The 26,575-nt window shown below is 68.2% G+C and carries 26 protein-coding genes and 1 pseudogene; 15 read left to right on the forward strand and 12 right to left on the reverse strand.

Annotation, left to right across the window (positions count from 1 at the left end; genetic code table 11):
• Positions 1-36: 36 nt before the first annotated feature.
• The 5 genes from K8O92_27950 to K8O92_27970 form a co-directional block, all read right to left on the reverse strand.
• Positions 37-900: a helix-turn-helix domain-containing protein gene (locus K8O92_27950; protein UAK35984.1), complete on the reverse strand. Its 864-nt coding sequence runs from the start codon at positions 898-900 to the stop codon at positions 37-39.
• 116 nt (positions 901-1,016) lie between these two features.
• Positions 1,017-1,943: a helix-turn-helix domain-containing protein gene (locus tag K8O92_27955; protein ID UAK35985.1), complete on the reverse strand. Its 927-nt coding sequence runs from the start codon at positions 1,941-1,943 to the stop codon at positions 1,017-1,019.
• A 271-nt stretch (positions 1,944-2,214) separates the two neighbouring features.
• Positions 2,215-3,279: a MaoC family dehydratase N-terminal domain-containing protein gene (locus K8O92_27960; GenBank protein UAK31564.1), complete on the reverse strand. Its 1,065-nt coding sequence runs from the start codon at positions 3,277-3,279 to the stop codon at positions 2,215-2,217.
• A 184-nt stretch (positions 3,280-3,463) separates the two neighbouring features.
• Positions 3,464-4,825, reverse strand: a complete 1,362-nt coding sequence (locus K8O92_27965) for a lipase family protein (GenBank protein ID UAK31565.1) — start codon at positions 4,823-4,825, stop codon at positions 3,464-3,466.
• Between the two features lie 232 nt (positions 4,826-5,057).
• Positions 5,058-6,233 (reverse strand): lipase family protein, encoded by a 1,176-nt coding sequence (locus K8O92_27970; GenBank protein ID UAK31566.1) that lies wholly within the window; start codon positions 6,231-6,233, stop codon positions 5,058-5,060.
• 344 nt (positions 6,234-6,577) lie between these two features.
• Here K8O92_27970 and K8O92_27975 point away from each other — a divergent pair, with 344 nt between their 5' ends.
• Positions 6,578-6,820, forward strand: a complete 243-nt coding sequence (locus K8O92_27975; protein UAK31567.1) for a hypothetical protein — start codon at positions 6,578-6,580, stop codon at positions 6,818-6,820.
• A 10-nt stretch (positions 6,821-6,830) separates the two neighbouring features.
• On the opposite strand, the gene K8O92_27980 is transcribed toward K8O92_27975, so the two are convergent.
• Positions 6,831-7,940, reverse strand: coding sequence for a lipase family protein (locus K8O92_27980; GenBank protein UAK31568.1), 1,110 nt, complete (start codon positions 7,938-7,940; stop codon positions 6,831-6,833).
• 216 nt (positions 7,941-8,156) lie between these two features.
• Here K8O92_27980 and K8O92_27985 point away from each other — a divergent pair, with 216 nt between their 5' ends.
• The 4 genes from K8O92_27985 to K8O92_28000 all read left to right on the forward strand — a co-directional run bounded on the left by K8O92_27985 (position 8,157) and on the right by K8O92_28000 (position 10,218).
• Positions 8,157-8,633, forward strand: a complete 477-nt coding sequence (locus tag K8O92_27985; protein UAK35986.1) for a DUF2599 domain-containing protein — start codon at positions 8,157-8,159, stop codon at positions 8,631-8,633.
• A 34-nt stretch (positions 8,634-8,667) separates the two neighbouring features.
• On the forward strand, positions 8,668-9,327 hold the full coding sequence (locus K8O92_27990) for an SDR family oxidoreductase (protein UAK31569.1): 660 nt from the start codon (positions 8,668-8,670) through the stop codon (positions 9,325-9,327).
• A 62-nt stretch (positions 9,328-9,389) separates the two neighbouring features.
• Positions 9,390-9,692 carry an antibiotic biosynthesis monooxygenase gene (locus K8O92_27995; protein ID UAK35987.1) on the forward strand — a complete coding sequence of 101 codons (303 nt, stop codon included), beginning with the start codon at positions 9,390-9,392 and terminating at the stop codon, positions 9,690-9,692.
• A gap of 298 nt (positions 9,693-9,990) precedes the next feature.
• The gene (locus tag K8O92_28000) at positions 9,991-10,218 is read left to right on the forward strand and encodes a hypothetical protein (protein ID UAK31570.1); all 228 of its coding nucleotides are present in this window, start codon (positions 9,991-9,993) and stop codon (positions 10,216-10,218) included.
• A gap of 249 nt (positions 10,219-10,467) precedes the next feature.
• On the opposite strand, the gene K8O92_28005 is transcribed toward K8O92_28000, so the two are convergent.
• Positions 10,468-11,355: a helix-turn-helix domain-containing protein gene (locus K8O92_28005; GenBank protein UAK31571.1), complete on the reverse strand. Its 888-nt coding sequence runs from the start codon at positions 11,353-11,355 to the stop codon at positions 10,468-10,470.
• A gap of 90 nt (positions 11,356-11,445) precedes the next feature.
• Positions 11,446-11,667, reverse strand: a complete 222-nt coding sequence (locus K8O92_28010) for a DUF397 domain-containing protein (protein ID UAK31572.1) — start codon at positions 11,665-11,667, stop codon at positions 11,446-11,448.
• A 326-nt stretch (positions 11,668-11,993) separates the two neighbouring features.
• On the opposite strand from K8O92_28010, the gene K8O92_28015 reads away from it, so the two are divergent.
• The 4 genes from K8O92_28015 to K8O92_28030 all read left to right on the forward strand — a co-directional run bounded on the left by K8O92_28015 (position 11,994) and on the right by K8O92_28030 (position 15,281).
• The gene (locus K8O92_28015; protein UAK31573.1) at positions 11,994-12,791 is read left to right on the forward strand and encodes an SAM-dependent methyltransferase; all 798 of its coding nucleotides are present in this window, start codon (positions 11,994-11,996) and stop codon (positions 12,789-12,791) included.
• 225 nt (positions 12,792-13,016) lie between these two features.
• Complete coding sequence (locus tag K8O92_28020; protein ID UAK31574.1) at positions 13,017-13,253, forward strand: hypothetical protein; 237 nt, start codon at positions 13,017-13,019, stop codon at positions 13,251-13,253.
• Between the two features lie 236 nt (positions 13,254-13,489).
• Positions 13,490-14,752, forward strand: a complete 1,263-nt coding sequence (locus tag K8O92_28025; protein ID UAK31575.1) for a helix-turn-helix domain-containing protein — start codon at positions 13,490-13,492, stop codon at positions 14,750-14,752.
• Between the two features lie 94 nt (positions 14,753-14,846).
• Positions 14,847-15,281 (forward strand): CBS domain-containing protein, encoded by a 435-nt coding sequence (locus K8O92_28030; protein ID UAK31576.1) that lies wholly within the window; start codon positions 14,847-14,849, stop codon positions 15,279-15,281.
• On the opposite strand, the gene K8O92_28035 is transcribed toward K8O92_28030, so the two are convergent.
• On the reverse strand, positions 15,278-15,709 hold the full coding sequence (locus K8O92_28035) for a pyridoxamine 5'-phosphate oxidase family protein (GenBank protein ID UAK31577.1): 432 nt from the start codon (positions 15,707-15,709) through the stop codon (positions 15,278-15,280). The genes K8O92_28030 and K8O92_28035 overlap by 4 nt on opposite strands.
• A 205-nt stretch (positions 15,710-15,914) precedes the next feature.
• Here K8O92_28035 and K8O92_28040 point away from each other — a divergent pair, with 205 nt between their 5' ends.
• From K8O92_28040 to K8O92_28055, 4 genes are read left to right on the forward strand one after another with little or no spacing between them, the layout of a single operon-like run.
• A complete protein-coding gene (locus tag K8O92_28040; protein UAK35988.1) occupies positions 15,915-17,111 on the forward strand; it encodes an aminotransferase class V-fold PLP-dependent enzyme in 1,197 nt (398 codons plus the stop codon).
• Entirely contained in the window at positions 17,108-18,394 is a 1,287-nt protein-coding gene (locus K8O92_28045) for a heavy-metal-associated domain-containing protein (GenBank protein UAK31578.1), read from the forward strand. The genes K8O92_28040 and K8O92_28045 overlap by 4 nt, the downstream gene beginning before the upstream one ends.
• On the forward strand, positions 18,391-19,929 hold the full coding sequence (locus K8O92_28050) for a decarboxylase (GenBank protein UAK31579.1): 1,539 nt from the start codon (positions 18,391-18,393) through the stop codon (positions 19,927-19,929). The genes K8O92_28045 and K8O92_28050 overlap by 4 nt, the downstream gene beginning before the upstream one ends.
• The gene (locus tag K8O92_28055; GenBank protein ID UAK31580.1) at positions 19,929-21,254 is read left to right on the forward strand and encodes a pyridoxal-phosphate dependent enzyme; all 1,326 of its coding nucleotides are present in this window, start codon (positions 19,929-19,931) and stop codon (positions 21,252-21,254) included. The genes K8O92_28050 and K8O92_28055 overlap by 1 nt, the downstream gene beginning before the upstream one ends.
• Before the next feature lie 24 nt (positions 21,255-21,278).
• Here the strand turns inward: K8O92_28055 and K8O92_28060 are convergent, their stop codons facing one another.
• Both K8O92_28060 and K8O92_28065 read right to left on the reverse strand, forming a co-directional pair.
• Positions 21,279-21,599, reverse strand: coding sequence for a hypothetical protein (locus K8O92_28060; GenBank protein ID UAK31581.1), 321 nt, complete (start codon positions 21,597-21,599; stop codon positions 21,279-21,281).
• A pseudogene (locus K8O92_28065) lies at positions 21,580-22,347 on the reverse strand (hypothetical protein). The gene K8O92_28060 and the pseudogene K8O92_28065 overlap by 20 nt, the downstream one beginning before the upstream one ends.
• 196 nt (positions 22,348-22,543) lie before the next feature.
• Between K8O92_28065 and K8O92_28070 the strand changes: the two are divergent.
• A complete protein-coding gene (locus tag K8O92_28070) occupies positions 22,544-23,173 on the forward strand; it encodes a TetR/AcrR family transcriptional regulator (protein UAK31582.1) in 630 nt (209 codons plus the stop codon).
• Between the two features lie 20 nt (positions 23,174-23,193).
• On the opposite strand, the gene K8O92_28075 is transcribed toward K8O92_28070, so the two are convergent.
• Positions 23,194-26,220, reverse strand: coding sequence for an ATP-binding protein (locus K8O92_28075; protein UAK31583.1), 3,027 nt, complete (start codon positions 26,218-26,220; stop codon positions 23,194-23,196).
• Between the two features lie 119 nt (positions 26,221-26,339).
• On the opposite strand from K8O92_28075, the gene K8O92_28080 reads away from it, so the two are divergent.
• On the forward strand, positions 26,340-26,573 hold the full coding sequence (locus K8O92_28080; GenBank protein ID UAK31584.1) for a hypothetical protein: 234 nt from the start codon (positions 26,340-26,342) through the stop codon (positions 26,571-26,573).
• The last annotated feature ends 2 nt before the right edge of the window (positions 26,574-26,575 follow it).

Here is a 26,575-nt window from a genome sequence, read left to right on the forward strand (position 1 = left end):
TTCATGCGCGCCGAATCCGCGAGGAAGCCCATTCGGTCACCCCCTCGAGTGGTCCGCGGGTTCGTCGACGGTCGGCGGGACACCGTCACGCAGGACCTGAAGCAACCGGCGGGTGTGCTCCGGTTGCGGCGCCAGCAGCGAAAGTTGGTTCAGCACCGCGTAGTACACGTCCAGATCAGCGATCTTGTCCAGATACAAGGCGCTGGTGAGCTGCTGGAGGTAGACGATGTCGGGCAGATCGGTCTCGGCGAAGCGCAAGACGGTGAAGGCGCCGTCGGTGAGCGCCGGGCCGCCCACGTGGTCGGCCAAGATCTGGATGGTGATGTTCGGCTGCGCCTCGATGCGCAGCAGATGGTCGAGCTGGGCGCGCCAGACGGTCGAACCGCCGATCCTGCGGCGCAGCGCGGCTTCTTCGACGATCATCCACAGCTGAGGCGGGTGCGGGCCGGTGAGAATGTCCTGCCTGCGCATGCGCAGCGCGACCCGACGTTCGATAGACTCCTCCGGCTCGCCCGGATGCGACAGTGTGAGCAGCGAGCGAGCGTACTCCGGCGTCTGCAGCAGCTCGGGTACCGCCCGCGGTTCATAGCCACGGATCCGGCGCGCCGCCTGCTCCAAACCGAGGTAGGTGTCGAACCATTTCGGCAGCCAATCGTTGTCCCGCGCCCACCATCCCGACGCGTTGGCCTGCCGGGCCAGCTCCAGGTACCGCTCCCGCTCCTCCGGATCGGCCACCTCGTAGAAGTCGAGCAGGTCGACCAGATCGCGTTGCCGGCAGCCGGTGCGGCCGAGTTCCAGCCTGCTGATCTTCGAATGCGACCCGCGAATGGCCTCGCCCGCGGCTTCGCGGGTGATGCCGCGATCCTCGCGTAGGCGACGCAGACGACCGCCGAGAACCATGCGTAGCACCGTCGGCCCGCCGCCGGACACCGGATGGGCGCCGAGTCCGGGCGAATCGGGCGCTTGTCGTTCCTTCGAAGCGCGCATGTCCCGAGTCTGCCACGTTCCCCCGGTCGTCATCTATGGTCGAAAGTCCCTGTACGAGCGGGTATTCCTGGTTCCATCAAGGTCATCCGACCGTTCGGTCGGCAATTCACCGACGGCAGGTCCACGATGTCGGGCTCACGCTCGCGCAACGCCGCGACGAGCTCGCGGGTGTACTCGGGTGGCGCGGCGTGCACCGAAAGCAGATTCGCCACCGAGCGGTAGGCCGCGAGATCGGCGTCCTTGTCCAGATACAGGGCGCCGGTGAGCTGCTGGAGATAGACGATGTCGGGCAGATCCGTCTCGGCGAAGCGCAGCATCGTGAACGCGCCGTCGGCCAGCGCGGGGCCGCCGACATGATCGGCGAGCACCTGCACCGTGATGTTCGGCGCGTCCGCGGCCCGCAGCAGGTGCTCGAGCTGAGCCAGCCACACCCGCGAGCCCCCCATCCTGCGGCGCAGCGCGGCCTCCTCGACGATCAGCCACAGTTGGGGTGGGTCCGGCCTGGTCAGGATTTCCTGGCGGCGCATCCGCAAGACCACGCGCCGCTCGATCGACTCCTCGTCCTCGTGCGGATGAGCGAGCACGAACAGCGCTCGGGCGTAGTCGGGAGTCTGCAGCAGCTCCGGGACGACCCGCGGCTCGTAGCAGCGGATCAGCTGGGCGGCCTGTTCCAGCCCGAGGTAGGTGTCGAACCACTTCGGCAGCCAGTCGGCGTCGCGATGCCACCACCCCGAGGTGTTCGCCTGCTTGGCCAGCCGCTTGAACTCGGCGCACTCCTCCTCGTCGGTGACGCCGTACAGCGCGAGCAGGTCGACCAGGTCCCGCTCCCGGAAACCGGTACGCCCCAATTCCAGCCGGCTGATCTTGGAGTGGGAGCCGCGGATCGCCTCGCCCGCCTCCTCGAGGGAGATACCGCGCGCTTCCCGCAGCCGCCGCATCCGTGCGCCGAGAATCATCCGTAGGGCGGTCGGACCGCCCTCGGCGATGGGAGCCGTTCCGCGAGTGATGGATTCGTTCTGAGGCCGCACTACCGAAGCACGCATGCACCGAGTCTCGCATGTGCACGGCCCACACTCCAGCACCGCGCTCCTCGAATCGGAGCGTATGCGCAGGTGTAAGCACATCCGCAAGATCACCGACGTGACCGCTCGGCGCTCGCCCGCCCTGCGGCATTCAGGAGACGAGACGATCCACGCCGGCTCACGCACCGGAACGCTCGGGAGCTGTTCAGCGCAGCAGCACGTCCGCCGTCGCGCGACCGAACAGCTTGCGCTCCCCGCAGATCGCGGTCAACGCGATGGTTGCGGAGCGGGTGTCCGGATTCAATCGCATGACGCGGCCACGGAATTCGATCGCGCTCGCCTCGGTCGCCGGAACCGGCGCGAACCCGGCGAACCGCACCCCGTACCGCGTCACCGCGGCCGGGTCGCCCAGCCACGATGTCAGATACCCGGCTCCAAGACCCATCGTCAGCAGTCCGTGCGACACCACGTCGGGCAGACCGGCACTGCGCGCGACCACGTCGCTGAAATGGATCGGATTCGAATCACCGGACACACCGGCGTAATTCACCAGATCGCCCCGTGAGAGCAGCACCGTTCGCGGGGCGAGTTCCATGCCCACGGACAGGTCCTCGAAAGCGGGGACCGTCCGCGGCGTCCGAGTCTCGTCGGGGGAATCCGGCTGCACCTCCTCGTCGAAGCTCTCGACCAGGCCGCTGTCCTCGCCGAGCTTCCGCGCGGCCGCCGCGTCCGACCGGTCGGTGGCCGACTGCCCGGTCATGATGACGCCCTCGACCGCCGCGCGCAGATCGGTGGCGAGGTCCACCCCGGTCTGCGCCACCGCTGTGGTGTGCGCGGTCTGCAACACTTCCTTGTGCTGGTTGCTCAGCACGTTCCTGGTGACCATGAAGTCCTTGTCACCGAACTGCCGGAACGACTCGATGTAGGAGTCGCATCGCACCTCGTCGCCCGCGACGATCGGACGGTGCACCTGGATCGACTGCTCGGTCTGCAGCACTTGCCCGAGGTCGTAGCCGGTGAGCACGGACTCGAACATCTTGCGCTGCGTCAACATGAGCAAGATCGAGGAGAAGGTCAGCGGCGCGACGAGCCCGTCGAAGCCCAGCGCCATGGCGGCGTCCTCGTGCCGGTGCGCCGGATGGCCGTCCTGCAGCGCTCGCGCGAATTCCCGGATCTTCTCGCGCCCCACCTCGTACGTATCGGTCAGGCGGTAATGCCGTCCCACCAGTGCCTTGGCTTGCTCGGACGCGGTGGTGGTGATGTCGTTCATGTGCCTCTCTCGGGAATTCGGGCGTAACCCCGCCCGGACCGGCCTACCGTACCCAAGCCGCGATGACGCCGCAGGGCGCCCTCGCCAGAGCCGGGCATGCGATCAGTCGGGTCGACGGGAGCCGGTCGCGATTGCGATCCCGGCGGATCGCGTCACCGGAATTCCGCCCGGCGCCGTCGCACGGTCAGCACTCGTCGGGCGCCCGGACCCCGCGCAACCGTTCGTCCAGCCAGAGCATGGCTTCCGGATAGCCGAGCGCACCCGCGATGATGTGCTCACCGAGCACACTACGGTACACCGCGGGCACCCCGAGGCGGCATTGCTCCAGATAGAGATTGCGCGCACCCTCGGCCGGGATCCAGAATTCCTGCTCTCCGTTGTAGATGAACAGCGGCGTCGCCGATTTCATGCCCGCCATCTTGGTCACCCGATAGATGTCCGCGGCCAGCGCCGAATTCAGCGGATCCGGAAAGTTCGCGGCGATATCGATCGGCAGCATGAGCACGCCGATCGCGCCATAGCTGCTGCCGCACATATCCTTCACCGGCGAGGTCGCCACCCACTGGGCGAGATTGTTCATCCTGGCCAGGATCTCCGGCCGTTCGCGGCCGATGCCGAACACCGCGCCCATGAAGATCGCCGACGCGAGGTTGCCGTTCATGCTGCGGGCCAGGATCTCGAAGTCGGCGGGAACCCCGCCCAGCACGGCGCCGACGATCACCTCCGCCAATTCCGGTGCGTATCCGTCGATCAGCTTCACCGCCCCGTGCGTGGCGATCGCGCCGCCGGAATATCCCGCCAGCCCGAACTCGGCGGCGCCGAACTCCTCCGGGAACAGATTTCGCACGGCCCTGATCGAGTCGAGCACGGCGTGCCCGGCCACGATCGGTTCGGCGTAGGCCATCGACGGCCCCTCGTGGTCCGGGATCAGCACGGCGTAACCGCGCAGCGCCGCCACGTGCGTCGTGGGTGGCAGGAAATCGGTGAAGCTGGTGTCGGGGTTGAGCCCGTGCGCGAGAGTGTATCCCGGCGTGCAGGTCCGGCCGAGGGCGTCGATCGGCAGATTGTTCACCACCACCGGCCGCGGGCCCGGGCCCGGCCAGTGCGCGGCGGGGACGATCAGCGTCGCCGTGGCGTACGACGGCGCACCGTGGGCGTCCGTCGTGCGGTACTTCACCAGGAGCGCGCGCTGGATCGGCAACAGCATCAACGGCGCGGCCGTCGCGCGTACGTCGCGGACTTCGATGACCTGCCCCTCGGCCAGTTCGTCCAGGTTCGCAGGCCGCACGTCGAATATCGGGTCGCCGATGGCGGAGGGTAGCGTGGCCAGGCGCAGCGCCGCCAGCGACGGGGACAGCGTAGTCGCCTCGTGCGTGGGCGAATTCGGCTCCGGCAGCGGTGCGATCGGTGGTGGCGGGATCACCTGATCGATGAGTTGCTGGATTCCGGGCAGCAGCCCGCCGGGCGGCGGCTGCGCGGCGGCTGGTACGGCCGAGACCGAGCCGACAGCGAGCAAAGCGACAGCAATGGCACGCGATATTCTCATGGCACACGCCTCTGGGTGCGAACGGCAACGTCGTCTGGCACCCGGGCGCAATGGCCTTCGACCCCCGAAAATCCCCTGTCAGACCGGAAGCCAGGACGTCAGGCTACGTCAGCGGCCGTGACTCGACGCAGAAAAGCGTCCGAGTTGTGTTCTCGCGTATCCATATCGCAACAACCGGCCGAGACCCGTTTCCGGAGAACGGGTCCCGGCTCGGCCGTCCAGGTATCGACGCTCAGCAATTGCTCGGCGCAGGTTCCCCCCTGAATCGGGCGTCCAACCAGTTCAGTGCCGCGGGGATGCCGAGCGCCGCCGCGGTCAGGTGGTCCGGCACCGGGATCTCCTCGGATTGCACCTTGGCGCCCGCCGCACACCATCGCTTGTCGGTGTTGACCACCGCGTCGATCGGGATGAGGCCGTCGATCGGCGAGTGCCACTCGAAGACCGGGGTCTCGGGCACGCCGTCGTAGAGCTCGAGACTGTTCTCCTCGACCACGGCGCGCGCGGTGTCGTCGTTGATCATCGAGGTCGTCTTGGCGAAGTCCAGCGCACCGCGGCCCGCGCCCGTGGAGAGGATGTCGTTGGTACAGCTGTTGGCGATCTGCGCGCGGGCCGCGAGCCCGCGCTCGTTCAGCTGGTCACTGAGCGGGAAGCGCGTCGGATACTCACGCTCCAGCCCGAACCCGGCGGCGAATGCCAGCCCGAACACCGGGTGCGGGTTCAATCCCAGTCCTTCGAGCATCTTCACCAGATTCATCGGCACACCGCCCATGGCCGCGCCCGCGAGGTCCAGTTCCGGTGCGTATCTCGGCTGCAGGGCAGCCGCCCAGGCGGTGGCCATCCCGCCGCCGGAGTATCCGACCATCGCCACCGGGCTGCGCTGCACGCCGAGTTCGGTGACCTGCTTGACGGCGCGGATCCCGTCGAGCGTGATCTGCCCGCCGAGTTTCGCCGCGCCGTAGGCGAAGTTGGGGCCGAGGTGGTCGGGCAGCGCCACGCTCCAGCCACGCGCCAGCAGGATGTTCCAGCCCGGCGCTTCCCGCACGATCAGGTTCGGATCACCGGTGTAGAGCACGCGGGAGACCGAGCACTCCGAGCCGAGACCGTTGATGATGTGCTGGAACGACAGCAGCGGCCCGTCCGGGCGATGCGCCTTGGGCGTGAGCACCGTGGTGGTCGCGGCGATCGGCTTTCCCTCCGAACTCGTCGACCGGAACCTGACCACGGTCACCGTCGTCTCCGGGAAGATCGCCAGCGGGGGCATCACCCGGGTCGCGATCACGTCGCCGGGCTTGCGGTCGGCGATGTCCGCGGGTGTGGCGTAGAAGGGATCTGGATCGGGATCGGGGTACAACGGCGCGCTGGTCGCCGCGCCTGCCATGCTCGCGACGAGCACCAGGCCCGCGGCCATCGCTCCGATCGCACGTGCGAGACGTCTTCGCCCCACTCCCCTACCCAGCGAACGTGGGCCCTGACTCATCGACGTGTGCCTCCTGCATCGTTCAACGCTGTGCTCATCCTCGGCAACATCACGCATACAGGACATCACCCGACGCGAACATGTTGACAAATCACAAGTTTGGGGCGGCCATGCTGTGAGCGCGGCGCGCCCCGGCTGGTGACTGTACCCGACCGCGCGAGGTCCGTTCTGTGACATTTCCAGCCGATGATCTGGAACATGTTCTCAGCAGTGGCGGGCACTTACCGTCGATCTCACCGGCGCGGCTGCCGCGCCGGCCGGAAGGAGACGGTGGCATGGACGGCGCTGCGCGCGGACTCGCGGACCGCGACGACACCCAGGATCCGCCGAACCGGCGGATCACCGTCTACTTCGACGGACCCACCCCCGAGGACGCACTGATCCTCGAGTACGCCGCGACGCGGACCGAGGCGGGGGAATTCACTTCGGCCGCCGTGCACGCCGGGCTCACCGTCACCGTGGACGGCCACGTTCGCCCCGGCCTTCGCAGGCTACCGTGCCGATCGCTCTGGCGCTGAGTACGCGGGCTCAGGGCCGATCGAGCACACCACTCAGGAACGTGAGCGCGTCGGGGAACGCTTCCCTGGCCGCCCCCAGGTGGTCGCCGGGATACCAGCCGACCCGCAGATCGGTCCCGGAGGCGTGCAATTCCGCCACCAGCTCGAGCGTCAGCGGCGCGGGCACCTCGAGGTCGGTCACCCCCTGGCCGAGGTACAGCGGCACCGAATAGCCGCTGGTCGGCACCCTCAGCATCGTGCGCACGGCGGCCAGCAGCGCGGGATCGTCCAACGGCCGCGACAACATGGCGCCGATGCCGATGCCGGACACCTGCGCGTCCGCCTCGGTGGCGCACTCCGTTTCCACGATGCGCAGGACGTCTCGGCCCACCGGTGTCAGGTAGCCGTCGATGTCGAGCTCCGGTGCGCTGTCGCGCAAGCCCGCCAGCAGCATGGCGAAGTAGGTGGTCGTCTTTTGCAGCGGCAGCCGCGGCAGCCAGGGCCCGGCCAGGGGGAAAACCCGATCCAGATTCGACGGCGTCCCGGTCGCGGCCGCGCCGCGCAGATCGAGCTCCGGTGCGTCGCCGGGTGCGAGGTGGGCGGTGAACAGCGCCGCCTGCCCACCCTGCGACTGGCCGAACACCGCCCAGCGCGTGCCGAGCGAGGGGGCGATCGCCCGTGCGGCCCGCACGCCGTCGATGATGCTGCGAGCCTCCGAGGGACCGTCCAGATAGGGGTGAACGCCGGGAGTGCCGAGCCCGACGTAGTCGGAGATCACGACCGCGTATCCCGCGCCGAGCAGAGCCGGGAACACCGAAGTCAGGTAGTAGTCCCGCGGGTGCACCGTGAACGCGCACTCGTCGGCGATCCCGGAGGTGCCGTGCGCGTAGGCGATGATCGGCCAACCGCCCTGCGGCGGAGAGCCTTCGGGCAGGTACAGCACTCCGGTGCTCTGCATCGGTCCGCGCGGGCCCCGCGACCAATACGTCAGCCGCTCGGCGGTCGTCGCCCCCTGTACACGCAGCCGCCCGGCCAGCTCCACCCGATCCGTCACGGTGCCGGGCGCCTCGCCCACCCGCGCGTCCGCGGGCCCGGCCAACGCGACCGTCACCGACACCACGACGCCTGCCGCCCCTACCATGATCCGTCCACACCGCACCGACCGACTATCCCGGGTCGGAGCCGTACCGGCAAGCCACCACAATCGGTGGCGCTGCAGGAGAATCTCGCCGGGGCCGCTCGGGCTCGCTAGGCTCGGGTGAGCACGCCGGAAAGTGGTGCCGAGGAGGACACAGGAGGTTCGACCGTGGCGCAGCGGTACCCGCATCGCCTCCTCGCCCGGCGTCGGGCCGCCGCGCTGTTCTCGGCGGGCCTGCTGCCGTGGACGGTGGCCTGCGGCGCCGATGAATCCCCGCCGGCCACGGCCACAGCCACAGCCACAGCCACAGCCACGACGGCCCCGAGCGCCCCGCCATCGCCGGTGTCGACACCACTCGCCGCCGTACCGTCCGTCGACCCCTATGCGGGACAGCCTCTGGTGGATCACGTCGCCTGGACCGAGACGGTCGACGGGCCGCGGCTGCTCGTCTTCCCCACGCAGGCCGGTCGGCGGACCACCTTTCCCGGCTCGGACGAACGGGCGTGGCAGGAAGTGGTGGCCCGGTCGGCCGACGCCGACGCACCCGGCATGCGCGACCAGTTCGTCTGTCACTGGGCGTGGGCTCGGCTGGTCCAGCCGGACAAGCCGAGCTGGAATCTGGAACCGTGGCGGCCGGCGGTCGGCTACCCGGCCACCGTCGAAGCACGCTGTAATCCCGGCGGTCCCGAGCGCTGAGCGCGGGCGCCGCCCCGACCGGAAGGAGCGATCCATGCGCGTGGTCATCGCAGGCGGACATGGCAAGATCGCGTTGCTGCTGGCCCCCGTGCTCACCACGAACGGCCACGAGGTCGCCGCGCTGATCCGCGATCCAGGGCACGCCGCCGACGTCCGCGCGACCGGCGCCGAGCCGGTGTTCTGCGACCTGGAGAACGCGGGCACCGACGAACTGGCCGAAGTCGTGAAAGGCTGCGACGCGGCGATATTCGCCGCTGGAGCGGGGCCTGGCAGTGGGGTCGAACGGAAATACACCGTCGACCTGGGCGGCTCGGTCCGTTTGGCCGAGGCGGCCGAGCGAACCGGGGTGCGCCGCTTTTTGCAGATCTCCACGATGGGAGCCGGTCGACCCCCTTCTCCCGGCACCGATGAGGTGTGGGCGGCGTATATCGACGCCAAGACCCAGGCCGAGAACGATCTGCGAGGTAGAGAGCTCGACTGGACCATTCTGCGACCCGGCCGGCTGGTCGACTCGCCCGGCACCGGGCTGGTGACCCTCGCCCCGCCCCCGGTCGAGCGCGGCGAGGTCCCCCGCGCCGATGTGGCGGCCGTCCTGGCCGGATTACTGCCCGCCGCGCACACCTTCTCGATGACGCTCGAACTCGTTTCGGGCGGTATTCCGAGTAACCAGGCGATTGCGCAACTGGCCGACTGAGCCGTCGTGAACCTCGCTAGTCCTTGCCGATTGACGCCAACGGTCACGATGGGAGAACAACCGTGTTCAGTCGTATCGTCTCGATGAAGATCCGCCCCGGGTCCCGCGCCGAGTTCCTCGCCGCCATATCACGCAGTGCCGAAGCCTCCGTACGGACCGAGCCGGGCTGTCTGCGCTTCGACATCTGCGCAGATCGGGTGGATCCTCACCGGTTTTTCCTCTATCAGCTCTACACCGACGACGAGGCGGCAGAAGCACACCGTTTCACCGAACATTTTCTGGCCTGGCATGCCGCGGCGGAGCAATTCGTCGAGCCGGGTACACAGATCGACTACAGCACGGACGTCCTCTTCGGACAGGAGTGAAAATTCCTCGCCGTGGCACCGTACCGGCAAACTTTTGGACGTGAAATCCGCACTGCGCACGTGCAATCGATCGTGCAGATGTGCTTGCATCTGAAAGGTACGGCGGCATAAACTCGGTCCCGCAACTCTTTACAGGGGACCACCAGGGGAGGCCGCGTGGGCGAGCCGAAGGCCGAAGCCGCCGTGGGTTTGCCGCCGCCACAAAAGCAGGGGCGTTCGAATGGAACAACCACTTACCGGCGGTCGGTTCGGATCAGCCGACACCGCACTGGCCGACCAGCCAGCGAACGGTAGACATATGAACACATCGTCGGCCCGCAGCGGCCACACCAATACCGCATTCTCCCGAGAAACCGCCGTGGCATACGTCATCCATGCCGTCGAATCCACCGGTGCGGCGACTCGGCACGATTTCGATATCGAACGAATCGTCACCACCGCACACGCGATGGCCGACGACTGGGATCTCGAGGCATTGCAACCCGCGACCTTCTGGCGCATTGCCTCCAGCTTCATCAAGCAGTAGCACCGCCCCGCCGTCCGAGACCGGCTGGTAACGAGTCATCCTGTGCCACGAGCACTTTCGTCGCGTCACCCGACGCCGGTGCACTTCCACCACGATGCCACCGACGCCGGGCGCCGACTTCATGAAGATATTTCCGGCGCGCCGTCGCCATTGATCCGAAGAGCGAACGCCAGATGACCACCTCCGCTTCAGAGGTGGTCATCTGGCGTTTACAGGTCTTCCGGCCGCACGGGATGTTGCCGCAGGACCTCAGTGTGCGTCGGCGTACTTCTCCATGATCTCGATCGACTTGTCCGGACGCTCGGCCTGGACGCTGAGCCGGTCCATGACCGACAGATACAGCGCCAGGTCCTGCCGCCGCTCGAGATACAGCGCGCTGGTCAATTGTTCGAGATACACGATGTCCGGAAGTTCGGACTCGGCGAAGCGCAGGATACTGAAGGAACTACCCGCCGCGGCGTGCTCGCCCGCAGTGAACGGCAGTACCTGGATCGTCACGTTCGGCAGCTTCGCAAGCCTGACGAGGTGCAGCATCTGCTCCCGATGGACCTGCGGTCCACCGACGGGCCGGTGCAGCACCGCTTCATCGATCACTGCCCAGACCACCGGCGGGTCCGAGCGGAACAGGATTTCCTGCCTGCGCTGACGCACCGCGACCCGACGATCCGTGTCGGCGTCCTCGTGCCCGAGCGCCACGACCGCCCTGGCGTATTCGGGCGTTTGCAGCAGGCCGGGAACAAGATGCGACTCATAGGTACGGATCTTGCTCGCGGCCTGTTCCAGACCGAGGTAGGTACCGAACCACTGGGGCAGCAGGTCGCTGTAGCGATGCCACCAGCCGGGCTCGTTGGCCTGCCTGGCCAGCTCGAGGAACGACTCGCGCTCCTCGGGATCGTGGACGCCGTACAGGGTCAGCAGGTCGCGGATGTCGCGTTCCTTGAAGCCGGTACGGCCCAACTCGAGTCGACTGATCTTGGCATGCGAGCCTCGGATCGCATCACCCGCGGCCTCGCGGGTGATGCCCTTCTTGTCCCGAAGCTTGCGCAACTGGCCGCCCAATGCGATGCGTAGCACAGTCGGACCACGTTCCGCGACAACGGATTGCACGTGACCATCGTCATCGGGTTCAGCGATCATCGAGTTCGTCTCCGATACTCCGGGGTTTGCCCACAGTGTGTCACAACCAGCTGACGGGAGACACACCGTACCGACCGCTAATGCTACCGCTCAGCTAGTCAAATAGTCGAACTCTCCGGCCTTCGCGCCACGGACGAACGCATCGATCTCCGGACGCGTGTAAAGGAGGATACCGCCCTCCGGATCCCGCGAGTTGCGCACGGCCACCTGGCCGTTGGCCGCCTCGGCCACCTCGACGCAGTTGCCGCTGGGATTGCTGAAGGAACTCTTGCGCCAAGTTCCGATGATCTCGTTGGTGGATGTATCCGACATCTTCCCCACTCCTCGGTTGCCGCAGTTAGGCGATTCGGTTCGTGCAGATGCACGTTCAAACGTTCTTGCATTTGCACCAACACCGGACGATAGCACGAAGTTCGCGCTCTGTGCGCCCGCAGATTCGGACCATCCGGACGGGATTGTGAAACACGATCACCTCGCCCAGAAACACCGAGATCAGCTCCCCCGTCCGGCCCGCTCGACGAGGGTGAATCTTGTACTGTCGCAGTGCACATCGGATGTACCAGTCATTCGCGACACCTCCACGCGCCCACCCGCACGGCCGTGCCGCGGACAGTTTTTTTGCCGAGGAGTCCAACCCCATGCCCGAAGACCACAGCCCCCTCATCCGGACCGACATCCCCCACTCCGCGCGGATCTGGAACTACTGGATGGGCGGCAAGGACTACTACGAGATCGACCGCATCGCAGGCGACGCCGGCATCGAAGTCGATCCGGACATCACCACCATGGCGATGCAGTCGCGCCAATTCCTCATTCGCGCGGTGCGTTACCTCGCCGGCGAGCAGGGCATCCGCCAGTTTCTCGATATCGGCACCGGCCTGCCCACCATGCAGAACACCCACGAAGTCGCCCAGAGCGTCGCGCCCGAGTCCCGGATCGTCTACGTGGACAACGATCCCCTGGTGCTCACGCACGCGCGAGCGCTACTCACCAGCACCACCCCGGAAGGCGTGACCACCTACATCGACGCCGACTACCACGATCCCGAGCTGATCGTCGCCGACGCCAAGCACGTCCTGAACTTCAACGAGCCGGTCGCCGTGATGTTCATGGGCGTGCTCGGCCACGCCAAGACATACGACGATCTGCTCCGGATCGTGCACACCGTGCTGGACGCCGTTCCGTCGGGCAGCTACCTGGTGATGTGGGACGGCACCGACGACAGCAAGGCGTATGTCACGCTGTGCGAGAACTACACCGGCACCGGCGGCACTCCTTATGTCCCCCGCCCACAGGCGCAGATCAAGGCCGTCTTCGATGGTTTGGAGCTCGTGGAGCCCGGTTTCGTGTCGATTACGCAGTGGCGCTCGGGCGCGACCGAGGTCGGGGAGGCCCGGCCGATCTCCGCCTACGGTGGGGTCGCACGCAAGCCGTAAGACCCCTGGACACGAAATTACAAGCGGCACAGTGGCGGTCGCCGGTTCCATACCGGCGACGGCCACCGCTTTTTCTGCGACCGATCGTGCAGATGTACTTGCATCTGTAAGCGACGGAGGCATAGACTCGAAGACGAAATCAGGGAGATACGCAGGGAGTTCGAGCCCGCGTCGCCAGCACGCCGAGCACTCCCTGCCGCACGTTCGGACGCGAGGGGTAGTCGAATGATCGAGCCATTTCGAACTCCCCACCGGGTTGCCGTCATCGATGGCGCCGGTGCCGAAGCCTTGCGCCAATACCCTGCGCCCGATTTCTCCCTGTCCGACTGCGGGGTGGAGCCCCGTGGCCTCACCTACCGGCAGGCGCGCGACATCCTCTATGCCCACGAAGTCCACGGCCCGCAATGCAGGCAGTGGCTGGCCGCCGCCGCCTACTTGTCAGCCGGGCTGGACGACGAGTAGACGAAGACTTCTTCTGACACGCAAAGACATCCACTCCAGCGCGTACCTCGCTCCAGCACGCTGAGCGGCGTGCGGCGTGCCCAGCGTCGGAGTCACGATCGCCGCATCGCGTAATGCGACGACAACCAATCGATCTCACAGATCACTCCCGGTGTCCACGGCCCTTTCGTATAGTGATCGATCGACTCGGGCGCGATTTCTCACACGCCTGGCGTGGCACTTGGAGCGAACTCGTAATGACATACTCCGCGTTGGATCTGTCCGCCGACTCGTCCGACTCGGTACTGGAAATCGGCGGCCGACCGGCTTCGGCGCCCTTGCAGAACACCGACAGCGTGGCCACGCACATGGTCGGATACCTAGAGAACGTCATGGCTCCGTGCCGCAGCTTGCCCGGCGAACATGTACGCGGCGACGTCACGAAACTCACTCGCAGCTGCCTGAACCTCGCCGCCGAGATGTTCGACCGGCGTACCGTGCCGGACGAGCGACAGCTGGGCCCGGTACGCGCGACGGCCGCCCGCTGGGCCCGCGAGAGCGTGCCGCTGAGCACTATCCTGCGCGCTTACCACGAGGGACTGCGCATCGCCTTCGGCCTGGTCACCGCGCGAGCCGAGGCCGACGACGTCGATGAGGTGCTCGTCGCCGCCGATCTGCTGTTGGAGCTGCTGGAGGCGATCACCGCGGCGGTGTCCGACGCCTACGTCGACGAACAGCGCCTGGTGGCAAAGGAACATCAGACGGCGACACAGACGCTCGCCTCGGCGCTGCTCAGCGGTCGTGGCAGTTCGGCTCTGGCGCGCCAGACCGGCATTCCGATCGCGGAGTCCTATCAGGTTGTCGCGCTGTCGATTCCGGAGCATCCGGACGAGCGCGATCCGCGCGTCGACGGCAACGTCGCCGCGCGCCGCAAGCTACGGCGGCTGCAATCCGAGCTGGCCACCGTGTTCGCCTCGCGTGCGCTGGCCCTGCTCAGCGCCAAGGGCGGCACACTGCTCATCCCGTTCGGTGACGAGACCGATACCGTCCTCACGGAGACGACACTCGCGCTGCTGGCCGACGCCGCCGAGGTTGCGCTCACCGCCACCGTCGTCCCGACCGATACCGAGCAGATCCCCGAATCGGCCGATCAGGCGCACGAGCTGCTCAATCTCGTGCGCGTCGGCGCCCGGCCGCCCGGCCTCTATCAGATGTCCGATCTGGCAGTGGAATATCAGCTCACCCGCAGCGGCCCGGCGACGCGGCGGATCGCGACCATCCTCGACCCGCTCGACGCCCATCCCGAACTGTTCGACACCATGCGCGCCTACCTCGGCAACGACATGAACCGGCAGCTCACCGCGCGCCAACTGTACGTGCATCCCAATACCGTCGACTACCGCCTGCGCCGCATCGCCCAGTTGACCTCGATCGATCTGGCGACCTCGGCGGGCATCTCGCAGGCGGCGATCGCCCTGCTCGCCCGCGACCTGGACCGCAGCGTCGCGCGCCGCCTCTGACGTGAGGCGAACCGTGGCCTGTAATGGATTCGTGCTGGTCACCGGACTACGAACTTGCGATCCTGGTAATGCCGCGACGTCTGGATGGTGAAACATGCGAATTTCGGAGATCCTGCGCAGGAAGGGCAGCGACGTGGCCACGGTCGCACCCGACACGACCGTCCGCAGACTGCTGGCCACCCTGGCCGAACGGAACATCGGTGCGGTCGTCGTCTCTCCCGACGGCGACGCGATCGCGGGGATCGTCTCCGAGCGCGACGTGGTACGCAGTCTGCACGCCCGCGGCGCGGCCCTGCTGGACACGCCGGTCTCGGCGATCATGACCTCCGAAGTACGCACCTGCACACCCGACGACCGGGTCGACGGCCTGCGCCGCACCATGACCGAACACCGCATCCGGCACCTGCCCGTGGTGCACGAGGGCAGGCTGGTCGGCATCGTCAGCATCGGCGACGTGGTGAAGAGCGCGATCTCCGAATTGGCGACCGAACGCGAACACCTCGTCGAGTACCTGCAGGGCAGGTACTAGAACTCGCTCGGGTTCCCCAGGTCGGCCGAGAGCCAGCGCTCCGGCCGCAGGAAGACCGCGACCTGCTCGCCGTAGGCCTCGGCCGCCTTCAGATAGGCGTCGACCGATTCGGCGGGCAGGTACCGCGCCGCCATCTCGCGGTGCTGCTCGTCGGTCATCGGGGTGATCCGGGTGACCGGGCCCTCCACACTCACATACCGCACCGTGGGTTCGACCTGCTGAACCATCAGACCGAACCGGCCGGCCTCCCGGATGTAGCGCATCTTCCGTGACTCCGGGCCGGTCAGGATCCACGCCTCGCCACCGGGGCTGTAGTGATACCAGATCGGGAGGGTGAGCGGGGCACGACCGGAACCCGCGGCCACCGAGAACGCGGCCACATGCGGCTGAGCCAGGAACTCTTGACGCTGTTCGGAGGTCAGAGGCATGTCGTCCAGGCTAGTCGTGAAAGACCTTGTCCGCGAGAAAACTTCGAAGTCCGTACCAAAAATGCGTATCGTGGGTGACGTCCTGGTTACCGGTGAAGGGAGCGTCGCGTTGCGGTCCCCTGCCCCGAGATCGCCGGTGACGCGGGCCGAAGCGGCCACCCGGTTACCGGAGACGCCGCCGTTCGCGCCTACCACGGTCCGGTCGATGTTCCCGGCGCTCACCGCGGCCTCCGAGGTCTACCTCGACAGCGCAGCCACCACCCAGAAGCCGCTGCCGGTGATCGAGGTGATGAACCGCTATCACAGCAACGGCACGGCCAACGTCGGCCGCGGCACCTATCCCTGGGCAACCGGCCTGACCGCCCGGATCGCCCGCGTCCGGGAGCGGACCGCCGCTTTCATCGGCGCGGAACACCCGGACGAGGTGGTCTTCACCGGCGGCGCCACCGCCGCGCTCAACGCTGTCGCGCTGTCCTGGGGCCTGACCGCCCTCGCCGACGGCGACCAGATCCTCTACAACGCCAGCGACCACGCGTCGAACGTGTACCCCTGGCAGCACCTGCGCGGGCTGCTCGCCCGGTTCGGACGCCGCATCGACCTGATCCCCTACCGGGTGACCGGCGCCGGTGAGGCGGACACCGACGACATCCTGGCCAAGATCACGCCGCGCACCAGGCTGATCACGGCCGGGCATCTGCACCACGTCTTCGGCGGTCTCAGCACCCTGGAGGGAGTGCGGGGGCGCATCGATCCGGCCATCCTGCTGTGTTTCGACTGCTCGCAGAGCGGCGGGCACCTACCGGTCGACGTGACAGCGCTCGGCGCGGACTTCGCGATCTTCGCCGCGCACAAGATGTTCGGCGCACCGGGCACCGGAATCCTGTACTGCCGCCGACGCGTGCACGACCAGTTGGTGCCGTTCCTGCCCGGCGGCAATTCCGGTGCCCGGCCCGGCCCGGCCGGGCTGGACTCGGGACCGATGCCCGCGCTGTTGGAAGGCGGTACCCCCAACATTGCCGGCATCCTCGCCCTCGGCAGCGCGCTCGAGGTGCTGGAATCACTCGGCATGGGCGTGATCGCCGCGCACAACCGAGCCCTGACCCTGCGCCTGATCGACGGCCTGCGCCCGGTTCCCGGGTTGGAGTTCCTGCCCGGCCCGGCACACGCCGCGTGTGAAGTCGGCTACGGCATCGTCTCCTTCACCCTGGACGGAATCTCGGCCACCGACGCGGGCTTCGTGTTGAGCGAGCTGGGTTTTCTGGTGCGTACCGGCGCGCACTGCGTCCCCGCCGTGACCGATGGCGCGGACTCGGTGCGAGTCAGCACGCACATCTACAACACTCCCGACGAGATCGACCGATTCGTCGCGTGTGTGCGAACCATTGCCGAGGAGGTCACGTGAGTATCGACATCCCCCGCTACGACCGGCGGTCCGCGTCCAGGGTGCTTGCCGAGTTGGCGCAACCGGGGTTGTTCACCGCACCGGCTCCCGTGCCCCCGCCACGCCGGTTCGAATTCATCTGTACCGCACTACGTCCCGAGACGGACAGTCATCTCACCTATTCGCAGCGGCTGTATCTGGAGCGGTTCATGCGGCCGTGCCGCGCGGATCAGGTGACCAGCGCGACGCACCGGATCGCGTGGACCGACAGCGACGGCATCCCGAATACCGGCCACTTCCGCGCCGACGGTCTCGGCCCCTCGGTACCGATCGCGATGCGTGAGACCGTCCTGGCGCTGTGGCGCCACCTGGACACCGACCCCGGTTTCGCCGCGCGGGTCGCGGCGATCGGACCGGGCGAACACGCCGTGCTGGCGGGCACGACCACCGACCACGATCCGCGCGACATCTTCCGGGTCGGCATCGAGGCGGCGGGGCGCGTGCTGGCACAGCACGCGCTGCTGGCCGCCCAGACCCCGTACCGGGATGCCGCCGAATTCGCCGCGGGGATTCGCGATTCCGGGATCTTCACCGCGGTGGCCACTCGATGGTTCTGGGAGTTGCAGGCTTCGACCTATCGGCGCGGCATGATCCCGGTGACGCTCGTCGCACAACCCGACGGAACCGTCCGCTACACCGCGGAGACCGTGGCGACCCTGCGCGCGATGAAGGACGCCACCATCGCCGACGCGCACGCCGTGATGGAGCGCGCCACCACCGTCGAAGGCCTCACGGTCGCGGAGGCCATCGCCAAGTATCACGACGACCTGGACCTGATCTCCCGGCAATACGCCCTGCTGCCCACCGGAAGCCACCCTTCCTGCCTGGCGGCCACCCCACAGCAGCTCGACAGCGGGCACGTCAGCATCCTCCCGCAGCTGGCCGGCCGGTTCGTCGCGACGTTCACCGAGATCATCGGCCGCTGCGAGATGGTCGAAGTGCGCGCCGAACTGGACGAGACGACCGCCGACCGCGCCGCCACCGCCGAGGACCAGGTGTTCTACGTGCCGGATATGACCTGCAAGCACTGCGTTCGCACGATCGGCGGAGTGCTGGAATCGATGGACATCCGCGTGGTCGAGATCGACCTGGACAGCAAACGGGTGGTGGCCGAGTTCCGGAGCCCGCGCAATCGGGCACGCGCGTTCGAGGCGATCCGGGACAGCGGCTACAATCCGGCCGCGCAGCGTCCCGACGGCGCGGCACGGACTTCGGCCACCGAGCCGTCGGAAGCCGCCGTATGACGCCGTGGCCGCCGGCGCTGCCCGCGAAACTGCATCCGACGGTCCGCGCTTTTCTCGACACGCCGGGCGTCGCGGCGCAGGCGCTGACACGATTCGGGTCGCCTGCGCATCTGCTGTTCCCGCAGATCTACTCGGAGAATCTGCTCCGTCTGCGCACAGTCCTGGAGCGGCACCTTCCCGGATACCGGATCTGCTACGCGCACAAAGTGAACCAGTCCCGGGCGTTCGTCCGCACCGCCGAACGCGAGGGCATCGCCATCGACGTCGCGTCACCGCACGAACTGTCCAGTGCCCTCGGGGCGGGATTCGCGGCGGCGCGCATCGAGGTCACCGGCCCGAAAGGCGAAAGCTTCCTCCACGACCTCGTCGGCCGCGGGGTGACGGTCAACGTGGACAACTCGTGGGAACTGGGCCGCATCGCGGAACTGGCTCCCGGACATCCGAGAATTCCCGTGCTGCTGCGGGTTTCCGGCTTCGACCCGGGCCAGGTGAGCCGGTTCGGGATGCCGCTCGCGCACGTCGGACAGGCCCTCGATCTGCTGGCTGCGCAGCGCGCGCGGATCGCCTTCCTCGGCTTCGCTTTCCACCTCGACTCGGGCGAGCTCGGCGAGCGGGTGCGGGCGATCGAGGCCTGCCTGCGCTTGATCGAGCAAGCCTACGATCGCGGTCTCGCCCCGTCGGTGCTCGACATCGGCGGCGGGTTCCGTCAAGTGTTCACCGCCGATGCCGAGCGGTTCGACGCCTACGTGCTCGCCCTGCGGGAATCGCTGCTGGGCCGGGGTGAGTCGATGACGTGGGGCAGCAACACCTTCGGCTATCACGTCGCGGGCGGCGCCGTGCACGGCACACCGGTTTTCCACAAGTACGCCAACACCGTCGCGGCCGACACCATGCTCGCGGAACTTCTCGCCGCGCCGCTGGAGCGGCACGGCGGGCGCACGGTGGCACAGGTGACGGGCGACAATCTGCTGGAGATGTGGCTGGAGCCGGGCAAGGCGCTGGTCGATCACGCGGGCGTCACGGTCGCCACGGTCGAGTTCGTCAAGGAGGTCGCCGACGGCAGCGTGCTGGTGCACGTCGACCTCAGCCGCGACTCCGTGACGCCCGCCGACCAAGAGGTCATGGTCGACCCCATCCTGCTGCCCCGTGCGGGCGACGGGCTCACACCCACCCACGCCACCGCTGAAAGCGGTGGCGGCACAGGCCCGATCGGCGTCTATTTCGCCGGACGTCTGTGCCTGGAGCGAGACCTCATCACCAATCACAAGGTGTGGTTGCCCACCACGCCCCGGCCGGGCGACGCGGTGGTGTTCCCCAATACCGCCGCCTACCACATGGACCTGTCGGCCGCGCGGGCATCGATGCACCCGCTGCCCGTGAAACTCGCCGTCACCCACGGGCCCGACGGATTCCGGATCGTCCGCGACGCCGAGTACGAACCGGATTTCCCCGTCGAGTCGCCGCGATCACGCCATATCTCGCCGCATACCGCCCACCTTGCGACCAGCCCGGTCCGATCCGTCGAGGCTCCCTGATGCGATACGAGCACATCACCGAACTCATCGGCAACACGCCACTGCTGCGGCTCGACCCCGCGGTGCACGGGCTGGCGAACGTAGAGCTCTACGCGAAGTTGGAGTCGCACAACCCGTTCGGCTCGGTCAAGGACCGGGTGGCCTGGGGGATGCTGCGCGACGACCTGGCGGAGATCCGGGCCGGCGCTCGGACGCTCATCGAGGCATCCAGCGGGAACACGGCCAAGGCGCTGCGCGTCCTCGGCTCGATGTACAGCATCGACCTGCGCGCGGTGACCAACCGGATCAAGGTGGCCGAGGTCCGTGACCTGCTGCAGCTGCTCGGGACGGAGATCGTGGAACTGCCCGGGCTGTCGGAGTGCCCGGACCCGACCACGCCGAACGACGTCTACTCGGTGATCGAGGCGACCATGGCGCAGCACCCCGGCGCGTATCGGCATCTGTCGCAGTACACCAACGAGAAGAACATCGAGGCCCACCACCACGGCACCGGACGGGAGATCCATGAGGACCTGGCGGCCGATGGCATCACCAGGATCGATTATCTGATCGGCGGGCTCGGTACCACCGGGTCCACCCGAGGAACCGCCACCTATCTGCGTAAGTACAACCCCGAATTACGCACTGTCGCCGTGGTTTCCGAACGGTCCGACTTCATTCCCGGCATTCGGTCGGAGACCGAGATGTGGGATGTCGGGCTGTTCCAGCCTGATTTCTACGACCGGATCGTCACCGTGTCGGCGGGCGACGCCGTGGACGCGACGCTGCGCCTGGCGACCGGCTACGGCGTCCTGGCCGGGCCGACCAGCGGCGCGGGGTACGCCGCCGCGCTGGAAACGCTCGGCGCGCTCGATCTCTCGGCGACCGATCCGCAAGACCCGATCGTCGCGGTGTTCATCGTGTGCGACCGGCTCGAGCCCTACCTGTCCTACATCAAGAAGCGAAGGCCGGAACTGTTCGGCCGCGCCGGACGCTCAGCCGAGCCGACCGCGGCCGAGCTGGCCGCGGTACCGCGCCTGTCGCCCGAGCAGCTCGCCGAACTGGACCGGACCGCGCGTCCGACCATCGTGGACAGCCGGGGCGCCATGGCCTACCGCATCGGGCACGTGCCGGGCGCGGTGAACATTCGCGACGACCAACTCGACGAGATGTTCGGTCACGGCATCCCGTTCCCGCGATCGCGTCCTGTCGTCTTCGTCTGCCCGGTCGGCGAGCTGTCGGTGCGCTTCGCCGCACGCGCCCGGCAGGCCGGATACGACGCCGCCGGCTTGGCCGGTGGCGTGGTCGCCTGGCGCGATGCGGGCCTGCCTCTGGAACGAGGCTGACCCTCCGGGGATTCGAGGCGGCCGTCACCGCTGCCCGGCGGGGAAGCCGGACAGCAACGGGGCGATCGGTCCGCGATAGCCGGTGGCGAGCAGTTCGACGGTAGCGGTGAACAGTTCGACGAAGGCGACCGCCGTGTCCTGCGCGAACAATGTGGTGACGTCGGCGCTGTCGGAGAACGCGCCGACCGCCACCGCGAAAGCGGTCTGCAACACCATGAACAGACTGGCCCGGGCGGCGCACGCCCGATCGAGCAGCGCGCGGTGCACGTCGGCGCCGAACGCTACCGGCACGACCGCCCCCGGCGCCTGCCGCCCCGGCGCGGCGGACCGGACGTGGACGAGCACAGGGGAATTCGAGCACCGCGGGCCGACCGGCCAGTGTGTTCGCCCAGTAACGCAACTGCTGGGTGGCGCGGCTCCATTCGTCGGAGTAGTCGCCGAGCTGGGCGTGTTTCCCCAAGGTGTAGTCGGCGTAGTCGATCGGCAGGGGCGTCCAGTCCGGCGCGGCCCCGGCCTGCCTGGCGAGGTATGCCGTGCCGAGATCGCGCAGCAGCGGCCCCACCGAGCGTCCGTCGATCGAGATGTGGTGGACCACCAGCACCACTACGAGGTCGTGCGGACCGAGGGCGAACAGCCGGGCGCGCAACGGCAGGTCGGTCGCCAGATCGAACTCGCCCGCGGCGAAATCCGCGATGCGCTGCCGCAATTCGGTTCCGGTGGCCGCGACGACCTCGGCCTTCGGCCTGGCCTCGTGCACCGGAACGATCACCTGGGCAGGGCCCGAGGCGGTCTTCGGATAGCAGGTGCGCAGCGGTTCGTGTCTGGCGACGACATCGCCGATCGCGGCGACGAGCGCCTCCGGCGACAGCGCGGGCCCGGACAGGCGGACCGCTCGAGCCACAATCCAGTCACTCGAGTTTCCGGCCCGCGCGGCGTGCCACATCCGCTCCTGCGCGGGGGCGAGGGGGATGTGCGCCGGACGTGGCCCGCGTGCGAGCGGCAGCGGGCGCCACGGCGGCGGGAGGTGCCGAACCGCTGGTCTCGCCCCGTGCACCGCCGTACGCCCGCGTCCGTCACCGAGCGCATCGGACATGATCACCGCAGCGGAGTTGTTCACGCGCCATTACCCTCCACTACCGAACCATCGAGAGACCCAGGGTCGGTAACCAGACCGAGTAAACCGACAGTTACCACTCTGTGACGGCACGGGATCCGTTTCGGCAAGACGCCGCAGGCCGTGGCGGGTGAGCGCGGCGTCGAGGTACGCCGCCAGGCATTATCGTTGGGCCGTGCAGACAGGTCAGGAATCAGACGACGACGGGAGCCCGCGGATCTGGGGTGGGACGACGCTCACCGAGCGCAGGGAGACGCGACGGACGGCGCTGCTGGAGGCGGCGCTCGATCTGATCGGCGAGTCGGGTGCGAGTGGCGTCACCATGCGTGCGGTGTGCCGCAAGGCCAACCTCACCGACCGCTACTTCTACGAGAGCTTCGCCGGCCGCGACGAGTTGCTGGACGTGCTCTACCGTCAGGTCGCCGACGAGTTCCTGGAGCCGATGACGGCCTTCGCCGCCACCGACGACCCGTCCCGCGATCGCGCCCTATCGGAGATCCTGGTCGACAAGGTGCTCGCCGACCCGCGCAAATCACGGCTTTTCCTGGTCGAGCCGTATTCCAGCACCGGGCTCGGGCAGACCACCTTCGCGGTGATGCCGGTCTTCACCCGGATCATGCAGGACCATCTGTTCGGTCACATCGAGGACCCGGTCAAGCGCAGGCTGGCGGCCGTGACCATGGCCAGCGGGAACGCGGGCATGTTCTCGGCGTGGCTGAACGGCTCGCTGCGCGCCACCCGCGAGCAGATCATCGAGCACTGCGTGGCGACCCTCACCGTGTACCGCTCGCTCTACCGTTCCTGACCGCACGGCCGAGGCCACCGTCAGTCCACGTACTGGCCCCGCCAGTACGCCAGGGTGTTCCTGGTCCGGATGGTGTGGGCGTGATTGGGGCCCAGAGCGCGCAACTCCGCGACCAGCAGGACCTCCAGCTCCGCGATGGCGCGGGCGAGGTCGCCGTGACGAGCGCGGCAGCACACGAGATCGTGGCGGGTGTCGAAGGTGTCCGGGTGATCGGATCCGAGTACGCGCAACCGGTCGGCGAGCAGTTTCTCCAAGTCGGTGATCGCGCCCGCGAGATCGCCGCTGTCGGCGCGGTAGGAGGCCAGCCTGCCGCGGGTGAGCAGAGTGTCGGGATGGTCCGGGCCGAGTACCCGCAAGCGATCGTCGAGTAAGCGGGTGAATTCAGTGCCCGCCCCGGCCAGGTCACCGCTACGAGCGCGAAATGCCGCGAGGTTGTTGCGCGCGCCGAGTGTGTCGGCATGGTCGGCGCCGAAGACGCGGAGATAGTCGGCCACCAGTTGTTCGAACTCGGCGCGGGCGCCGAGCAGATCGCCGCTGTCGGCACGCCAGTACGCCAGGCTGTTGCGGGTGCGCAAAGTATCCGGGTGGTCGGCCCCCTGCACGCGGGCGCGATCGGCACGCAGCCGTTCGAATCGGGCGATGGCCCCGGCGAAATCGCCGATGTCGCCGCGATTGGACGCCAGATTATTCCTGGTCCGCAGGGTTTCGGGATGGTCGGGACCGAGCAGTCGCAACTGGTCGGTGAGTAGTCGCTCGAACTCCTCGCCCGCGCCCGAGTGATCACCGCAGCGGGCGCGGTAACTGGCCAACCGGTCGCGGGTGTCCAAGGTGTCGGGATCGTCGGGACCGAGGACCCGCAACCGGTCTTCGAGCAGCAGCTCGAAATCGGCGACGGCGCCGACCAGGTCGCCGCTCTCGGCGAGGTGATAGGCGCGCCGCTCGCGCGTGGTGAAGGTATCGGGGTGGTCGGGCCCCAGTGTCCCGACGAAATCGGGCACCCACGCGGCCCACAGATCGCGATCGTCGGCCGACCTGCCGGTCTCCAGCTTCACCAGGAAGTCGACGGCCAAGGCGGAGGCGCCGTAGGCCAGGCAGTGGCGCACGGCCGAGCCGCGGGCGTAGTCCGCGGCCCGGTCGGTGTCGTCGGCCTGGATCGCCGCGACGAGGGCACGGTGCGCGTCCACGAGGCGCACCCCGAGACGATCGCATTCCGCGCCCAGCGCGGGCAGGAACGCGCTATGGCTCACACCGAGCGACTCGCGGACGGTGCCTGGATGGCTGCGGGTGACCAACGCGCCGAGATTCACGGCGACGTCGCGGATCCGGGCCGCACTGAGGTCGACGCCGAGCGACGACAACGCCGCGTCCAGCAACTCCAGCGGCAGCACGGGGCCGACCCCCGCCGCCACCAGCACTCCGAGCAGAGCCGCCGTCGCACTCGCGGTCTCGGGATCGACCCCGCGCAGCGCCGTCTCGACCCGCAGTGCGATGACCCGGTCCAAACCGATTCCGGAGGCGACCGCCCCGTCGGTCAACCTCGACGCGACCTCCAGCAGGATGCGCGCCACCAGCCAGCCGCCGGAGACCACCCGCGAACCGCTCGCGTCGGTCGGCGTCTCGGCCAGCAGCCGCTGGATCCAGCCGATCCAGTCGACGGGGCCGAGCGGGGCCGTCCCGCGCGCGGAGTCCACCACTGCGGCGATGTCGTCGGCAGCCGGTTCGGCGATTTCGATCCGGTGCATGTGCGCCAGCTTCGGATCGTCCTCGACACCGGTCCCTGGCCGGATGCCGACGATCACCCGCACGTGCCGCAGATCCTCGCGCTCGGTCAGATCGACGATCGCGGCCACCAGCAGCCGCCTGGTCCCCTCCTGCGGTTGGTTCAGGCCGTCGAACACCAAGGTGACCCTGCGGCCCGCGGTGGACAGGCGGGCCAGCGGGCGGCGGACCAGGATGTCGAAGATGTCGGACTCGTCTCGGGGCCGATGCGCCCGTGCCGCTCGCGCCGCCTCCCGGAAGCCGGGCAGGCGGGCGTCGAGTTGCACGGCCAGTTCGGCGGCGACCGATTCCACGGAGCTGTTGACCGTCAGGAAAACCGCGGCGGTGATGTAGTCGGGGGTGACGGCGAGTCCGTCGACCAGGCTGGGACGGATCAGCATCGCCAGCAGCGTGGACTTGCCGACACCCGCGGGCCCCAGCACGGCCCGCAGCCGGTGGCTGCCCGCGTCGACGATCGCGTCGAGCCGCTCGCGCACATCGGGCGTCAGCAGCAGACGCCGGGTCAGCTGGTCGACGAACCCGGCCGCGGAACGTCCGCTCACCGCGTCGCGATGACGCGCGGTGTTCGGCACCAGCCACAGCCCCGGGTCGACGCCCTGTGTCGTGGATACCGCGCCGGAACTGAAGGAAAGATGTTGCGGCTGTTGATGCGTGCACTGCACGGCGATCGGATCGACCAGGTCCGAGGGCAGCAGATTCTCCCCGCGCAGCGGCAGGCCGAGGCCGAAGGTGGCGAGCATGGTGCGGGTGAAGCACCCGGAATACGCCGGCCCGTCGCCTGAGGCGACCAGCAGCTCCATCCGGCCGCCCGACTGCGCCAGCAGATCGGTCCACCGGCGGGCGGCGCCCTGCACACCCTGACCCGCCTCGCAGGCGTCGACGAGCATCACCAGCCCGTCGAGGGCGGCGCGGTCGAGCCGCTCCCTGATCGCCTGGGTCAGGTGGAAAGCGTTGTGCGAGTTCGGATCGCCGGGGGAATCGTGGCCGAGCAAGTAGAAGTCCTCGGCGGTCGTGGCCACTCCGTGCCCGATGAAGCCGAGCAGCAGCGTGGCCTGCTGCTCCGATGCCGCCGCGAAGGCCGTGTCGACCGCGGCGAACATCTGCGCCGCGGTCGGATTCAGGACCGGGCCGTCGAGTTCGATCGCCGATCGCCAGCCGCCGGTCTCGGTCAGGCTCCCGTACAGGCCGTTGGCGAGTTCTTCGGTGAAACCCAATTCTCCCAGCGCCGCGCATTCCGACCCCACCACCAGCGCTAGCCGTCCTCCCATGCAAGAAACATACCTGCGCCACCGCCTCCATTCCGCCCCACCGTCGGACCCGTCGATATCGAAAGGCGCTGTGCGAGACGTAGGGTGGCGATCCGAGAGGCGAAAAAGGAGATCGTGGGATGACCGACCCGGTGGTGGGTTTGACGGGTAGGCTCACATCGCCGATCCGGGGCGCCGGGACGCTGGGCGAGGTCCTGGTGGCGATTCGAGGGGGCACCGAGCTGTACATCGCGCAGGCCACCGAACCGATCTCGGCCGGCGCGGCCGTGCTGGTCATCGCGGTCCATCCGGGGCGCGTCGTCGACGTCGTCCCGTGGATTCCGCTCGACCCGGATCGGCCGCAGCAGGCTTGAAT

The organism is Nocardia asteroides, from assembly GCA_019930625.1.
Taxonomy (GTDB): domain Bacteria; phylum Actinomycetota; class Actinomycetes; order Mycobacteriales; family Mycobacteriaceae; genus Nocardia; species Nocardia sputi.